The 15386-nt window shown below is 62.9% G+C and carries 13 protein-coding genes and 1 pseudogene; 7 read left to right on the forward strand and 7 right to left on the reverse strand.

Annotation, left to right across the window (positions count from 1 at the left end; genetic code table 11):
• Positions 1 to 19 precede the first annotated feature (19 nt).
• From R4P47_RS23005 to R4P47_RS23020, 4 genes are read right to left on the reverse strand one after another with little or no spacing between them, the layout of a single operon-like run.
• Positions 20 to 652: a response regulator gene (locus R4P47_RS23005; protein WP_094634103.1), complete on the reverse strand. Its 633-nt coding sequence runs from the start codon at positions 650 to 652 to the stop codon at positions 20 to 22.
• Positions 649 to 1866: a sensor histidine kinase gene (locus R4P47_RS23010; RefSeq protein WP_317785866.1), complete on the reverse strand. Its 1218-nt coding sequence runs from the start codon at positions 1864 to 1866 to the stop codon at positions 649 to 651. Before R4P47_RS23010 ends, R4P47_RS23005 begins: the two co-directional genes overlap by 4 nt.
• Complete coding sequence (locus tag R4P47_RS23015) at positions 1853 to 2485, reverse strand: response regulator transcription factor (RefSeq protein WP_317785867.1); 633 nt, start codon at positions 2483 to 2485, stop codon at positions 1853 to 1855. The genes R4P47_RS23010 and R4P47_RS23015 overlap by 14 nt, the downstream gene beginning before the upstream one ends.
• A complete protein-coding gene (locus tag R4P47_RS23020) occupies positions 2482 to 3663 on the reverse strand; it encodes a sensor histidine kinase (RefSeq protein WP_317785868.1) in 1182 nt (393 codons plus the stop codon). Before R4P47_RS23020 ends, R4P47_RS23015 begins: the two co-directional genes overlap by 4 nt.
• A 183-nt stretch (positions 3664 to 3846) precedes the next feature.
• Between R4P47_RS23020 and R4P47_RS23025 the strand changes: the two genes are divergently transcribed.
• On the forward strand, positions 3847 to 4929 hold the full coding sequence (locus tag R4P47_RS23025; protein ID WP_317785869.1) for an ABC transporter permease: 1083 nt from the start codon (positions 3847 to 3849) through the stop codon (positions 4927 to 4929).
• Positions 4926 to 5592, forward strand: a pseudogene (locus R4P47_RS23030) (ABC transporter ATP-binding protein). Before R4P47_RS23025 ends, R4P47_RS23030 begins: the two are co-directional and overlap by 4 nt.
• A 32-nt stretch (positions 5593 to 5624) precedes the next feature.
• Here the strand turns inward: R4P47_RS23030 and R4P47_RS23035 are convergent.
• Positions 5625 to 6140 (reverse strand): Lrp/AsnC family transcriptional regulator, encoded by a 516-nt coding sequence (locus tag R4P47_RS23035; protein ID WP_317785870.1) that lies wholly within the window; start codon positions 6138 to 6140, stop codon positions 5625 to 5627.
• A gap of 160 nt (positions 6141 to 6300) precedes the next feature.
• Between R4P47_RS23035 and hppD the strand changes: the two genes are divergently transcribed.
• Positions 6301 to 7506: a 4-hydroxyphenylpyruvate dioxygenase gene (hppD, locus tag R4P47_RS23040; RefSeq protein WP_317785871.1), complete on the forward strand. Its 1206-nt coding sequence runs from the start codon at positions 6301 to 6303 to the stop codon at positions 7504 to 7506.
• Positions 7507 to 7534: 28 nt separating this feature from the next.
• On the opposite strand, the gene R4P47_RS23045 is transcribed toward hppD, so the two are convergent.
• Positions 7535 to 8020 carry an Lrp/AsnC family transcriptional regulator gene (locus R4P47_RS23045; RefSeq protein WP_037187587.1) on the reverse strand — a complete coding sequence of 162 codons (486 nt, stop codon included), beginning with the start codon at positions 8018 to 8020 and terminating at the stop codon, positions 7535 to 7537.
• A 158-nt stretch (positions 8021 to 8178) separates the two neighbouring features.
• Between R4P47_RS23045 and pdhA the strand changes: the two genes are divergently transcribed.
• Genes pdhA through lpdA form a run of 4 tightly spaced genes read left to right on the forward strand, consistent with a single transcriptional unit; the run spans position 8179 to position 12951 of the window.
• Entirely contained in the window at positions 8179 to 9294 is a 1116-nt protein-coding gene (gene pdhA, locus R4P47_RS23050) for a pyruvate dehydrogenase (acetyl-transferring) E1 component subunit alpha (protein WP_317785872.1), read from the forward strand.
• Positions 9291 to 10295 (forward strand): alpha-ketoacid dehydrogenase subunit beta, encoded by a 1005-nt coding sequence (locus R4P47_RS23055; RefSeq protein WP_243610427.1) that lies wholly within the window; start codon positions 9291 to 9293, stop codon positions 10293 to 10295. Before pdhA ends, R4P47_RS23055 begins: the two co-directional genes overlap by 4 nt.
• Positions 10292 to 11587 (forward strand): dihydrolipoamide acetyltransferase family protein, encoded by a 1296-nt coding sequence (locus tag R4P47_RS23060; RefSeq protein ID WP_317785873.1) that lies wholly within the window; start codon positions 10292 to 10294, stop codon positions 11585 to 11587. Before R4P47_RS23055 ends, R4P47_RS23060 begins: the two co-directional genes overlap by 4 nt.
• Entirely contained in the window at positions 11584 to 12951 is a 1368-nt protein-coding gene (lpdA, locus tag R4P47_RS23065) for a dihydrolipoyl dehydrogenase (RefSeq protein WP_317785874.1), read from the forward strand. Before R4P47_RS23060 ends, lpdA begins: the two co-directional genes overlap by 4 nt.
• A gap of 76 nt (positions 12952 to 13027) precedes the next feature.
• On the opposite strand, the gene R4P47_RS23070 is transcribed toward lpdA, so the two are convergent.
• Positions 13028 to 15037, reverse strand: a complete 2010-nt coding sequence (locus R4P47_RS23070) for a nucleotide-binding protein (RefSeq protein ID WP_317785875.1) — start codon at positions 15035 to 15037, stop codon at positions 13028 to 13030.
• Between the last annotated feature and the right edge of the window lie 349 nt (positions 15038 to 15386).

The following is a 15386-nucleotide window of genomic DNA, read 5'->3' on the forward strand; positions in this document are numbered from 1 at the left end:
CGATCGTGCACTGTCGATGTCAACTGCGCCGGTAGGCCCACACCGCCAGCCGTACTCTGTTGTTGCACTCGGTCTTTGCCATCAGATTCGCCACGTGTGTCTTGACCGTCGAGACCCCCAGATGCAGACAGTCCGCGATCTCCTGATTTCCCAAGCCCTCACTGACAAGCCTGAGAACCTCGATCTCCCGCGGGCTCAGCTCGACGTTCTCGGTGCGCTCGACAGCACGCCCCTCCTCGACTGCCCGGTTCACGAGCCTTCGCAACAGGTATGGGGAGAACGGGAGTTCGCCGTCGGCGACGCGACGGATGGCGTCCAACAGTTCGGCCGGTTCGGTGTCCTTGACGAGAAATCCTGCTGCTCCGGCCGCAAGAGCCGGGTAGAGGTGGTCGTCGTCGTCGAAAGTGGTGAGCACCAGCACCTTCGGTGCCGAGCCGGAACCCAGGATATGTCTGGTGGCCTCGATTCCGTCGAGGCCCGGCATCCTCAGATCCATCAGGATGACATCCGGTGACATTTCGGCGGTCAGACGAATCGCCTCCGCACCGTTGGCACCTTCGCCGACGACATCGATATCCTCGGTCGACTCACAGAGCATCCGCAGCCCGGCCCGGACCAGGCGCTGGTCGTCGACGATGAGTAGGCGGATCATCGTCCACGCTCCGAATCGGAGAAGGTGAGTCCGGCACGGACGGACCAGCTCCCGTCCTCGGCGCCGACCGCGAGCGTGCCCCCGGCGAGCGCGACACGCTCGGCCATGCCGGTCAATCCGTGCCCGGCAGGGTCGACGGCCCCGGAAGGGTCGTCGAGACGGCTGACTACGGACGCGATCACGCCGTCGTGCTCGCGGACGACCGAGACAGTCACGGGTTGATCAGGATCCGCGTGCTTCATGACATTGGTCAACGACTCCTGGACGACCCGGAGCAGGGTGAGCCTTCCGATCGTGTCCAGCTCGCCGAGGTCGGTATCCACCTCGGCGTCGACGGTGATCCCCGTGGCGCGGGTGCGCTCGATTGCTGCAGCGATCTCGGTGGACACAGCATCGGCCTCCACCGACGCGACCTCTCCGGGCGAGGGATCCCGAAGCGCTACGAGAAGTCTGCGGATGTCGTCCAGCGCACCCGACGCGGTGGCGTGGACGTCGTCGAGCACACTTCGAACGCGCGGGTCGGCCTCGGCCACGACATGCTGTGCGACACCGATCCGCAACACGATCGATGCCATGTGATGGGCCACCAGATCGTGCAACTCCCGGGCCAACGCGGCGCGCTCGGCCAGGCGGGCCCGCGCCGAATCCTCCAGCCTTCGCATGTCGGCGTCGGCGGCTCGCGCCCGATACGTGGCGGCCAAGCGGCGCTGGGCACGCAAATACAGCCCGAACAGCAACGGCAAGCCGACAACGGCAAGAGTCTCGACCGCAGTGGCGGGACGCCAGAAGGTCGAGGACTCACCGGCGGCAATCCCCCACAGAACCGCGACCGTCCACCACCCACTGGCCACGATCACCGGGGCGGACCGTCTCGAACGCATCGCCACCTCGGCCAGGCCAGCCGCACCGAGATAGGGAACCAGCTCCGACAATCCCCACGCGTGAGCGAGGAACATCGGCACCGCCAGCGCTGACAGCGCGAGCGAGACCGGTAGCGGCCACCGTCCGCCCATCAGAAAGACGACCGCAGCGGCCAGCGCCGCTGACCAGTACCAGAGCGGCACCTGGTACTGGTCCGGAAAGTTGCTGGCCAGCAGCAGCAACGGCACCAAAGCCAACGGCACCCAGCGCACGAACGGCAGCAAGTTGCGGCGCGGGGACATCTCGATCACCCCTTCGGTCGGCGAGGACGAGCCGAACTCAATGTTGCCCATGCCGGATCAACCCCTTGGACGCTGCAGCTGCCACGGCAGAGGTTCGTGAATCCACGCCCAACTTCGTGTAGATATGGGCCAGATGGGACTTGACGGTCGCCTGGCTCAGGAACAGCCTTTGACTGACCTGCACGTTCGAGTGGCCGTCTGCCACCAATTGCAGTACTTCGATCTCACGCAATGTCAATGTGCTGCCGGGTGTCCGCATCCGGTCCATCAGTCGAGATGCGACCGCGGGCGCGAGAGCCGACCCTCCCGCTGCTGCAGTGCGCACAGCTGCACAAAGATCATCAGGCGGTGCGTCTTTGAGTAGGTAGCCCACCGCGCCGGCTTCGATAGCGGCGAGGATGTCGGCGTCGGTGTCGTAGGTCGTCAGTACCAGTACGTGCGGTGCGCCGGGAGAGGCGGCAATGGCGGCAATAGCGTCGACGCCGTGCATACCGGGCCCGAACTGCAGGTCCATCAGAATCACGTCGATCTCGAGTTCGGCGGAGAGTTCGATCGCCTGCTCGGCCGTCGTCGCCTCGGCGATGATCACGAAGTCCGACTCGGTCTCGAGCACCGCACGCAACCCTGCGCGCACTATCGGATGGTCGTCGGCCATCAGTAGACGGATCATGTTCGCACCTCCAACGGCACAGTGACGGCGACGGCAGTGCCCTGGCCCGGTCTCGACTCCACCACCAGGGTGCCCTGCAGCGAGCGAGCACGTGACCTCATCCCCGGTAGTCCGAATCCGCGATCCCCAGCGCTGATGGTGTCGGGATCGAAGCCGACACCGTCGTCGACGACATCGAGCGCCACCTCGGTGTCCATGAAGCTCAGAGTTACTGTCACCCGGGTCGCGTCGGCGTGCTGCGTGGCGTTCGCCAGAGCGGACTGAGCGATGCGCAGCAAAGCGACCTCGTGTGCTGTGTGGAGGGGTATCGGTAGACCGGACAGCTGCCAGTCGACCGGTAGCCCTGCAGCTGCAGAGGTGCCAGCACACAATCGTTCCAACGCCGAAGGCAGCGAGCCGTTCTCGAGATCCGGCGGGGTCAGCGCACGAACGAAGCGACGAGCCTCCTCGAGGTTGCTCGACGCCGTTTCTCGGGCGTGTACGACATGCCTGTTCGCCTCGTCCGGCCGTTCGGGGAGTAGACGTTCGGCCGCGCGGAGCAGCAAGTGGATACTCGACAGCCCCTGAGCCAGGGTGTCGTGGATTTCACGGGCCAGCCGTTCACGTTCGGCGAGAACCCCGGCTTCGTGCTCCGCTGCTGCCAGCTCTCCGCGCGCGGCGGTCAGCTCCTCGATGAGCGTGCGCCGCTGTTCGCTCTCGCGGTAGAGCGCTTCGTAGCCGAGAACGACCGCGATCGCGACTGCGGCACCGAGCGAGGGCCCGACTACTGCCCCGACCTCGAAACCTCCTCGATGCCAGCAGAATCCAGCGATCGCCGTGAGGGTGGTCCAAACAACCGCCGTCAGGCCCCACGTCGTCGGCAGGAGATGGAGCTGAAGAAAGAACAACGGGAACGCGAGGTAGACGGCTTCGGGGCTCACCACGAGCAATGCCGTCCACACCATCCCGACCGCCAGTAGCCATCCAGCGGCAGTTGCACCGGAGTGACGCACTCTCGGCCAGGTAGCCCCCACCGCGTACACCACGCCCAGGGCGACGGCGAGCACGATGACCGCAGTCAGGTGCGGTACGCGCTCCTGGACCGCACGTACTACCGACAGCGTGAGCAGTGCCGCCAGCATCAGATGTAAGCACCCGCGCAGGATGCGCATGACAGGGGTGAGCGACGACGGATCCATAACGACGTCCAGGTTATGCGGTTCGCACCCGACCGACATCGGCCAAAAGGTGTAGCGGACGGTGATCCTTCCGACTCGCGAACTGCACTCTCCCGGTCGATGCCTGCGAGCCCAGGCTGGGGCGAGAGTTGAACACAGTTGCCGGATACCTGATTCGGTCGTCCGCAGAGAAAGGCAGAAAACGTGTTCGTCGCCTGGAGAGACCTACGATTCGCCAAGGGTCGGTTCGCCCTGATGGGAACCGTCATCGTCCTGATCACGATGTTGGTCGGTCTGTTGTCCGGACTCACTGCGGGCTTGGGCAGAGAAAGCACATCGGCGGTCACCGATCTGCCGGCTGACCATCTGACGTTCTCGGCACCGACGGAACGCAACTCGGTGTCGTTCACCGACAGCACCGTCACCGAATCCACCTGGCAGCAGTGGGCAGCAGTGGATGGGGTGCAGCGAGCGGAACCGCTCGGCATCACGACCACCAAAGCCGAGGCCGGCTCACTCAGCGCCTCGATCTCTGCGCTCGGCGTGCAGCCGGGCTCGACTCTGGCACCGGAATCGGACCTGATCCGCACCGGCAGCGCAGTGCTGTCCACGTCGGCCGCAGAGGAACTGGACGTCGGAATCGGCGAGGACTTCGTGCTCGGTGGACAGCGGCTGACGGTCGCAGCTGTCGACGGCGACGCCTCCTACAGTCACACCCCGGTGATCTTCATGGATTTGGGGGCCTGGCAGACATTGTCCGGTGGAGCCCCCGCAGGCCCACTACGCGCGACCGTGATCGGATTGAGTACCGACACCGATGTCGACCTCGCTGCGGCCGACGAACGGATCGGCACCGACACGGTGCCCACCGCGGACGCCAAGTCCGCCGTCGGCTCCTACAGCTCGGAAAACGGTTCGCTGCAACTGATGCGCGCGTTCCTGTTCGCCATTTCCGCACTTGTCATCGGGGCGTTCTTCACCGTGTGGACCATCCAACGCAGTGGGGACATCGCAGTTCTCAAGGCTCTCGGAGCATCCACCGCATACCTGCTCCGAGATGCCCTCGGTCAGGCGGTCGTGCTGCTGACCGTCGGCACCGTCGTCGGGACGGGTTTGGCCGCAGGAGTGGGCAGCCTCGTCGGCGGCACTGTGCCATTCGTCCTCGACCTCGGCACCGTAGTGCTACCCGCGCTGTTCATCGTCCTCCTCGGCGCAGTCGGCGCGGCTCTGTCCATCAATCGAATTACCTCCGTTGACCCCCTCACTGCACTCGGGAGCGCACGATGACCCTGCATCTGACCGATATCACTCTCACCTACCCCGACGGCGACGGACTGCGTAGATCTGCACGTCGAGAAGGGCACGATGACCGCCGTGATCGGCCCGTCCGGCTCCGGTAAATCCAGCTTGCTCGCCGTAGCGGCCACCTTGATCACCCCTGACAGCGGTCGCGTCGTGATCGACGGAACACCCACTGCCGCAATGACTCGCAGAGAATTGACAACACTACGGCGCAACAAGATCGGGACTGTCTTTCAACAGCCGAACCTGCTGCCGTCGCTGACCGCCATCGAGCAGTTACAGGTCATCGCCCACCTCGGTGGTCACTCCCCCCGCGGTGCCGAAATATCCGCACTCACGCTCCTCGACGCTGTCGGCCTCGGCGAGCACGCGCACAAGAGGCCGCATCAACTCTCCGGTGGGCAACGACAGCGGGTCAATATCGCCCGAGCCTTGATGAGCAACCCTGCAGTACTACTGGTCGACGAACCCACAAGCGCACTCGATCACGAGCGAGGAGCAGCGATTCTCGATTTGATCGCCACCTTGACCCGTACCAACGGCACCGCGACCGTTGTGGTCACCCATGACCGCGCACATCTGTCCGACATGGACGAAGTAGTCGAAATCGTGGACGGGCGGCTACTCGTCGACGTTTCGTCAAATTAACGTGGCGAGCCGAAGGACCCTGCCCGCCAACCTCACTCACGAGTGGGTCGGTAGGCGGGGGCCTTCGGCGTTCGATCGGGTTCTGCCGTGTTCAGCAACGGCATCGCTCGAAACTCGACCAGTTCCGACAGCACGACCACACTGGTCGACCGCGCAACCGTGCGAGATTGGTTGAGTACGATCAGAGTTCGCTGGAGATCGTCATGTGAGGCAGCCGCGACCCGGCACAGCACATCTCCCGAACCTGTGGTCGCGAAGGCCTCCAGCACGCCGGGTATCTGCTCCAGAACTGCGATGACGTCGCCGAGTGCGCCTTGGGCGATCTCCAACGTGACGAACGCCTGCACCCCGTAACCTGCTGCGGCCAAACGGATCCTCGGCTGATAACCGGTGATGACGCCGCTGTCCTCCAGGCGCTGCAGACGGGCCGACACCGTCGCACGTGCAACACCGAGCGTTCGCGACAGCTCGAGCACGCCGATTCTCGAATTGTCATACAGCGCAGCGAGCATCGCTCGGTCCAACTCGTCCAAAGCGTATTCCACCATGCACCTCCCGTTTGCTATACGAATCGTATAGCAACTCCCACCTTTCACTGCTCTATCTGTGCATCACATATAGGCGGAAGACTGTCGATTGACACCCCCACACCTCAATGTTGGGCTGATCGGAACAGTTCGCCCTCACTCGGATCCAACGGGAGACTTCATGAGCCTCGACAGCATTCTCAACGACGACGAAAGATTGGCCGATCTCGACGCCGATCAGCTTCGACAGCTCGTCGGACTCGTCGAGTACGACGACAAGCGAGATCCCTTTCCGGTCAGTGGCTGGGACGCCATCGTGTGGGTGGTCGGCAACGCGACGCAGACCGCGCACTTCTTCCAGTCCGCGTTCGGCATGGAGCTCGTTGCCTACTCCGGCCCGACAACGGGCCAACGTGACCACCACGCGTACGTGCTCAAGTCCGGCGCAGTGCGTTTCGTCATCAAGGGAGCCGTCGATCCCGACAGCGATCTGGTCGCCCACCACACCCGCCACGGCGACGGCGTCATCGACATCTCACTGGCCGTCCCCGATGTGGATCGATGCATCGAGCATGCGCGAGCGCAGGGCGCTCGAGTACTGCAGGAGCCGACCGATATGTCCGACGAGCACGGCACGGTGCGGATTGCGACCATTGCCACCTACGGCGACACCCGGCACTCGTTGGTCGACCGATCCCGATACACCGGCGCGTACCTCCCCGGCTACGTGCCGCGGACGTCGGCACTGCAGCGACCGGTAGGCGCACCCAAGCGGATCTTTCAGGCTCTCGATCACGTGGTGGGCAACGTCGAGTTGGGCAAGATGGACGAGTGGGTGAACTTCTACCACCGGGTCATGGGATTCACGAACATGGCCGAATTCGTCGGAGCCGACATCGCAACCGACTATTCGGCGTTGATGAGCAAGGTCGTCTCCAACGGCAACCACCGCGTGAAGTTTCCGCTGAACGAGCCGGCCGTCGCCAAGAAGCGCTCGCAGATCGACGAGTACCTCGACTTCTATCGAGGACCGGGCGCACAACATCTGGCGCTCGCGACCAACGACATCCTGTCTTCGGTCGATGCCCTGCGCACAGCGGGCGTCGAATTTCTCGCCACCCCCGATTCGTATTACGAGGACCCGGAACTGCGGGCCCGCATCGGCAACGTTCGGGTACCGATCGAAGAACTGCAGAAGCGTGGAATTCTCGTGGACCGAGACGAGGACGGGTATCTGCTGCAGATCTTCACCAAGCCTCTGGTCGATCGCCCGACGGTGTTCTTCGAGCTGATCGAACGCCACGGCTCGCTCGGCTTCGGCATCGGCAACTTCAAGGCCCTGTTCGAGGCCATCGAGCGTGAGCAGGACGCTCGCGGCAACTTCTGAGATGTGATCTGTTCGACGCCGCCCACCTTCAGCGTTCGGTGGGCGGCGCAGTTCGTCCCAGACCACCTCGGTCCTCGTCGAAGATCAACCACGTGCGCGTCGCCCGGACGCCGTCGAGCGACTGCAGGCCCTCCAGCACCACTTGCCGCAAACTCTCGTTGTCGGGAGTCCTGATGAGTACGAGCACGTCGAAATCGCCACCGAGCAAACTGAAGTGGTCTACGAACTCCATCGACCGCAACCCCTCGGACACACTGCGCCACGAATCCTGACGGATGGACAACGCGATGAACGCGGAGGTCCCTAGCCCGGACGCCCCGTGGTCGACCTGCACGGTGAATCGCTCGATGACACCGGAATCCTTCAGTCGGTCGACGCGCGTATAGGTATGTGCACGAGAGAGATTCAACCGATCGGCCAGCACCCGCATCGAGACCCGTCCATCCGAGGTCAGCTCGGCGAGGATGCGACGATCCGTGTCGTCCAATTCCACACGTCTCGAGACGTCGTCCATTCGTCCGCTCCTACCTGGTGGTTCGTTGAGCCGATCGGACACATTTCATGTCTGAGCTGAGATCGGCAGCCATATGTCTGCAATTCTACGACGATCGGCCTTCTTCCTCACCGAACCGACCAGAATCGCCGTACAAGCCGATTTCAGGAGAGTGCGACATGACGACCGTCGAGAAGGTTCCGGCAACGTCCTACCAACAGTTCATGCCTGCCGACCGTCCCGTGCAATATCTCGCACCCGATGGGACGGGCGTGGACAGTGCCGCCCGCTACGCACACCCGTCCAACGAGCGCCTGCTCGAGATGTACCGCTCGATGGTCCACGGTCGCCGATTCGACCAGCAGGCAACGGCATTGACCAAGCAGGGTCGGCTCGCGGTGTACCCGTCCTCGCGCGGACAGGAGGCGTGTCAGATCGCCGCCGCCTTGTGCCTGGGTGAGCAGGATTGGATGTTCCCGACGTACCGCGACTCGATGGCTCTCGCGGCGCGAGGCGTCGACCAGGTGGAGTTGCTCGGCATGCTCGCCGGCTACTGGCACTGCGGCTACGACCCGACCGCCTACAAGGTCGCTCCCCAATGCACGCCTCTGGCAACACAATTGCTGCATGCGACCGGCTTCGCATACGCCGAGGCCAAGCAGGGTCGCGACACCATCGCCCTCGCGTTCTGCGGCGACGGAGCCACCAGTGAGGGCGATTTCCACGAGGCCCTCAACTTCGCCGCGGTGTTCCGGGCCCCGGTCATCTTTCTGGTGCAGAACAATGGCTTCGCGATCAGCGTTCCCCTGGCTCGCCAGACTGCGGCTCCGTCGCTGTCGCACAAGGGAGTCGGGTACGGCATCGGCAGCGAGCAGGTCGACGGAAACGACCCGATCGCGATGATGGCCGTGATGGACGAGGCCGTGAAGTACGTCCGTGCAGGCAAGGGACCTGTTGTCGTCGAAGCGCATACCTACCGCATGGATGCCCACACGAACGCCGACGACGCCACTCGTTACCGCAAGGCAGACGAGGTCGAGGGATGGTTGGCCCGAGATCCACTCTCGCGCCTCGATTCCTACCTCGAGGCCCAGGGTCTTCTCACCGACGAGCTGCGCGAACAGATGACGGTATCCGCCGACGCCGATGCCGCGGTACTTCGCGCGGGCATGAACGTCGAGCAGGACGTCGACCCCGAGGATCTGTTCCGGTTCGTCTACTCCTCCCCCACCCCCGGCCTGACCGAACAGCGAAATCAGGTCGCCGCCGAAATCGCAGCAGGAGAACTGTCATGACCACGATGACCATGGCCGGGGCCCTCAACGCCGCCCTGCGCGACGCGTTGACCGAGGACGAGAAGGTCGTCGTCTTCGGCGAGGATGTCGGCACGCTCGGCGGCGTCTTTCGCGTCACCGACGGACTGACCCGAGACTTCGGTGACGATCGCTGCTTCGACACCCCGCTCGCGGAGTCGGGCATCGTCGGATTCGCGATCGGAATGGCGATGTCGGGTTACAAGCCCGTCGTCGAGATGCAGTTCGACGCCTTCGCCTACCCGGCTTTCGAGCAGATCGTGTCCCATGTCGCCAAGCTGCGCAACAGAACTCGCGGCTCGCTGACCGCACCGATGGTCATTCGGATTCCGTTCGCCGGCGGCATCGGCGGCGTCGAGCATCACTGCGACTCATCCGAGGCCTACTACGCCCACACCCCGGGGTTGAAGGTCGTCTCCCCGTCCACCGTCGCCGACGCGTACTCACTGATGCGCGACGCCATCGCAGATCCCGATCCGGTGATCTTCCTCGAACCGAAGCGGCTGTACTTCTCCAAGGACGACATCGAGCTGACCAAGACCGAGCCGATCGGCACCGCTGTCGTGCGCCGCGCCGGTACCGACGTCACACTTCTCGCGTACGGTCCCACCGTGTCTGTAGCCATGCAAGCCGCAGAGTTCGCGGCCGAGGACGGCCGGAGCGTCGAGGTGATCGATCTGCGGTCGCTCAATCCGTTCGACGACGAGACCGTCGCAGCCTCGGTACGCAAGACCGGACGCTGCATCGTGATTCAGGAAGCACAGGGCTTCTCCGGTGTCGCCGCGGAGATCGCCTCACGGGTATCCGAGCGCTGCTTCCATCACCTGCACGCTCCGGTACTTCGAGTGACGGGACTCGACATTCCCTACCCTGCACCGAAACTCGAGCACTTCCACCTGCCATCCGCCGACCGTGTGCTCGATGCCATGGACCGACTGCAGTGGAACGATGCGCCCGACCTCAGCAAGGCGGTCACGGTATGAGCATGCAGGTATTCCTGCTCCCCGACCTCGGCGAAGGACTGACCGAGGCCGAGATTGTCCAGTGGAAGGTCAAGCCCGGCGATACGGTCACCATCGATCAAGTCGTCGTCGAAGTAGAGACCGCGAAAGCGTCCGTCGAGGTGCCCTGCCCGTTCGAGGGTGTTGTCGGCGAACTGCATGCGGCCGAGGGCACCTCGCTGGCCGTCGGCGCTCCCCTGATCAGCATCGCCGGTGGTGCCGTCGCCGATGTGTCCGCGGCCCATGAGCGTTACCGCGAAGAGGAAAAGGCTGGCTCGGGCAATGTGCTGATCGGCTACGGCACCGGCCACGGCCCGACCGGTCGTCGTCGGAGAGCGGCTGCGCCGCATGTGAGCGGAAACTCGACCCAGGCTACGCATAGGAGTGGAGCTCGCGGAGCGACCAGCGAACAGAGCCACTCACATGCACCGAAGGTGCTCTCCCCGATCGTTCGCAGCATGGCGTTGCAGGGTGGGCTGGATCTGGCGAGTATCGATACCGCCGGCGGCCACGGCGTTATCACCCGCGCGGACGTCGAGCGAGCCTTGGCCGGTGCGACCGTTGCGTCCTCGCCGGAGGGCGTCACGCGAATCCCGATCACCGGGATTCGTAAGACCATCGCAGACAAACTCTCTCGCAGTCGCTCGGAGATTCCCGAAGCCACCGTCTGGGTCGACGTCGACGCGACGGCTCTGCTGCAAGCCCGACGCGACCTCGACGCCTCCATCGACGGCGTGAAGGTGACTTTGCTGGCGGTTCTGGCCAAGCTGACGATGATCGCGCTGTCCAAGTTCCCCGAGCTCAACAGCACGGTCGATACCGCTGCGGGTGAGATCCTGCGCTACGAGAACGTCGGACTCGGTATTGCCGCGCAGACCGATCGAGGACTGATGGTTCCCGTTGTGCCACAGTCCGATAAGGCCGATCTGAAGGAGCTCTCCGAGCGGTTGGCCGAGCTGACCGAACTGGCACGTACCGGTTCTCTCCCTGCAGCTCGCTTGAGCGGCGGAACGTTCACGCTCAACAACTACGGAGTATTCGGTGTCGACGGCTCGGCCGCGATTATCAACCACCCCGAGGCCGCGATTCTGGGGATCGGACGCATCATCGACCGCCCGTGGGTGGTCGACGGCGCACTCGCCGTCCGCAAGGTGGCGCAGCTGTCGTTGGCATTCGATCACCGCGTGTGCGACGGCGGAGTGGCCGGCGGGTTCTTGCGTACCGTGGCCGATTTCGTCGAGAACCCCGTCGTGGCATTGGGATCCGTCCGATGAGCGACGTCGATGTTCTCATCCTCGGCGGTGGATCCGGCGGGTACTCCTGCGCCCTGCGGGCCGAACAGCTCGGCCTGTCGGTCGCTCTGATCGAGGAGGACAAGCTCGGCGGCACGTGCCTGCACCGCGGATGTATCCCCACCAAGGCTCTGCTGCACACCGCCGAGGTGGCCGACGCGGTCCGCGGTTCGGCGCATGTCGGCGTCACCGCATCGCTGACAGGTGTGGATATGCCTGCGGCACTGGACTATCAACGCAGCGTGGTCGCTGGTCTGTACTCCGGACTGCAAGGCTTGTTGAAGCGTCCGAGCATCGAAATCGTCTCGGGCCGTGGACAGGTGGTCGGTCCTCGTACCGTCGAGGTGGACGGTCGACGCATCACCGGGTCTTCGCTGGTCCTCGCGACCGGATCGTATTCGCGCACCATCCCGGGCATCGAGCTTGGACCTCGGATTCTCACCAGCGACGACGCATTGGCGCTCGACCGTATCCCCGAGTCCGTCGTCGTACTGGGCGGCGGAGTCATCGGTATCGAATTCGCCAGTATCTGGGCTTCTTTCGGTGCCAAGGTCACCGTCGTCGAAGCCCTCGATCGCATCGTTCCCGGTGAAGACGAGTGGTCCTCGAAGCAGTTGACGAAGGCACTACGTAAGCGCGGCATAGACATTCGTACCGGCACCAAGGTCGAGTCCGTCGCCGACTCTCCCGACGACGTTTCGGTGGCATTGTCATCCGGAGACACCCTCACCGCGGATCTCGTCCTGGTGTCCGTGGGACGTGGACCCCGTACCGACGGTCTCGGTCTGGCCGAGCAGGGCATCGTCACCGAACGCGGCTTCGTGACTGTCGACGACAACCTGCTCACCACCGCGGACGGCGTCTACGCCGTCGGCGACATCGTGGCGGGATATCAGTTGGCTCACCGCGGTTTCCAGCACGGCATGTTCGTTGCCGAGCACATTGCCGGCCTTTCGCCCGCACGCATCGACGGCGATCTCGTTCCGCGCGTGACCTATTCGCATCCCGAGGTTGCGTCCGTCGGTCTCACCGAGAAGTCCGCGGAGGAGAAGTACGGCACCGTGACGTCGGTGGTCTACGACCTCGGCGGCAATGGCAAAAGCCGCATTCTGGCCACCGCAGGCGGAGTCAAGGTAATTCGCGCCCGAGACGACGGTCCCGTAGTCGGCGTCCACCTCGTCGGCGATCGAGTGGGCGAACTGATCGGTGAGGCGCAACTCGCGGTCGCGTGGGAAGCATTGCCGTCGGAGGTCGGTAGTTTCGTGCACGCCCACCCCACGCAGAACGAGGCACTCGGTGAGGCGATGATGGCGCTGTCGGGACGACCGTTGCACGCACACAGCTGATCACCGCAATTTATCGTTCTAACGAGTTCGGTTGCACCCCAATTGGGCTATGGAAGTGCAAAGTACGAGGCCATTCTCAGTGTGACAATTGTCGTCGCGCTGTTTGTCGCACCGTTTCGAGATGGCTGTGATCGATCATTGGCTCGCCTGTGGTGGCGACTACCCATGGGGAACCGGGATCGCTGAGGTCGACCTCATTGAGAAAGTTTATTTCTGGATGCCAGCCCGCCGAAGTCCAACGTCGCTCGCCAGACGCGAGCATCGGTGGTATTGGATGTCCCGCCCTGACATAGAGGAGAGCCCGGCGATACTCAAATTGGTCGTTCAAGGTTTCCCACTCGACCTCATCGAAACACACATCTTCGAAAACTGGGTATAGAAGCTGACGGGCGTATCTACTCATACTGAACTTGAGTCCAACATGGCCGTGAACTGTCTGGGCGTCTAGAACCTCGTGTTCGTCCAACAGATCGAGTGCAGTTCTGCTCCCTGGAGCCGTACCGCGACGGGATGCCTCAGGGTCGTGCCAGGACGCCCTTCCCATCGCCATCCAGAGCCGGGTAAGAGGCTGATCACCGCCGGGGTGATCGCGGCTAGCAAGAACAGAACTCAGTCCGATGGTTCGGAGCGTCAACATTGCGGGCAGATGCCGGGCTTTGCTGAAACGCTCCGGCGGAAGTTGTTGAATAATCTGCCCTGCCGGCATCATCGCAGGGCGGCGTATGCGCATCATTTGCTGAAGCGCACCGTTCCAGACGTCGCTATATGACCCGTCACGGTCGTGAATTGCCCCTCGCCGCAATAGCTCTGCAATGGGCGTACTCATTCGCAGGAGGTCGTCGTAATAGCTCAGTAGAGCCGATTCGCTCGTGTCATCTGCTGGTATCCCGAGGGCGTTCACGGCCTTATCGAGGTGCCGGGTTCGGCTCTGAACCATCTGTAGAAGTCTGCCGCGTTGGGTGGGGTCATACATCCACTCCACGATTATGTCGTTGTCCACCTCTGGGCGTGGCGGAGGTTCGGGTTGCGAAGTGGGGTCGCTGCGGTGCGGGCTAATAGCGGCAGGTGCTGAGAAGTCGCCTGCATTGTTGAAGTTGCTGTTCTCCAGGTGAACTGTCAACCCGGCTGTGCGCAACCGTTGGCCAAGCCTCAGGCGACTTTGATGGGAGTCGTCAATAGATACGTAGTTGACGCTTTGGAGGTCCGAGTTCCAGCGCACTCGTCCATGGTGGACGAGGACAGTTCGTTTCTGGTCGATGCCTATAGCCATTCCAGCTTCAAACATGACGTTTTGCCTTGCTTGTCCGGTCAGATCACGTTCATCGCTTCCGTCGCCATCGATTAGAAAACTCTCCTTGCACTGGCCTAGGTCATCCGCTGTGAAGAGGACAACAACCCCGTGCGCGATACGCATGCCAGCGTGGACGATTTCCAACGTGCTGGGCGAACCGCTCTTGGCCGCGGCAGCGGCCTCCTCCCAGTCGATTACCCGGAGGTCGAATGCTCTAAGCAGGTCCGTCATAGCAGACTTGATCTTTTTATCGCGTCCGTGCACCAAGAAAACGTTTCTAGCATTCGCTGGCTCGACAATCATGGTCGTCCCCTCGGTCGTAGGCGTGGCCAAATCTCGTGTAGTTGGTAGCGTGTACGCCCCTGTCATACCCGAAGGATTCGGTGCAGGAGGGGGCGATGTGGCTATGGCAGTCTCCTCGCAAAGCCTGCCATCGAGATCGAGATCGAAACCGTAGGTTTGAAGAACAGAACGTATGTCTGCCACAGCCCTTTTAATCAGTCGCTCATCATCTTCGGAAGAGCCGTCGATCGCACGTATGAACGCACCGTTTTCGATGCTCAAAAGCTCAAGTACTCGCTCGGCCGCGTCGACGGCCGCTTCTTGCGACGCGGACTCAAACGCTGAACGCATCCGGGCTTGCTTGTTCGGTCCCTCCCACGGCAAGCCGACCGTCGACATCACTGCCCCGATCTTAGAATCGGACGGTGGCAAGTACCCTTCGACAAGAGTTGCCAGCGGCCCGCCGAGTCGCTGGCCCAGTGAGCGTCGCGTACGTCTTGCTTTGGAAGTCACGATGTTCAGGATGCCTCATATGACGCGATCAGTCTGCCAAAGGCGTCCGCGCCTACGTTGTTAACTCCATAGGCCCGTTCTCAGAGCCACCCGGCCATCGTCACAGTTCTCTCTGTGCAGTTGACCTGATCAATCTTGAATCTGTCCAGGTTGCCTCGACCCGCGGCGCGACGAACAGAAGGTTGCACTCTCGGTAGATTGGTCGCTACGTCGTTTCTGAACTTTTTAATGCTGCGTCGAGTTTACGAGTTCTTCGATCAAAAGGTGTCCGCCTGGCAGGTCCCCGATAGTCGGACCACCGTGTTCTAGAGCCACGGTGTGATTGATTTCAGTCGATCTCGCAACCCTC

This window comes from Rhodococcus sp. IEGM 1370, from assembly GCF_033142325.1.
GTDB lineage: Bacteria > Actinomycetota > Actinomycetes > Mycobacteriales > Mycobacteriaceae > Rhodococcoides.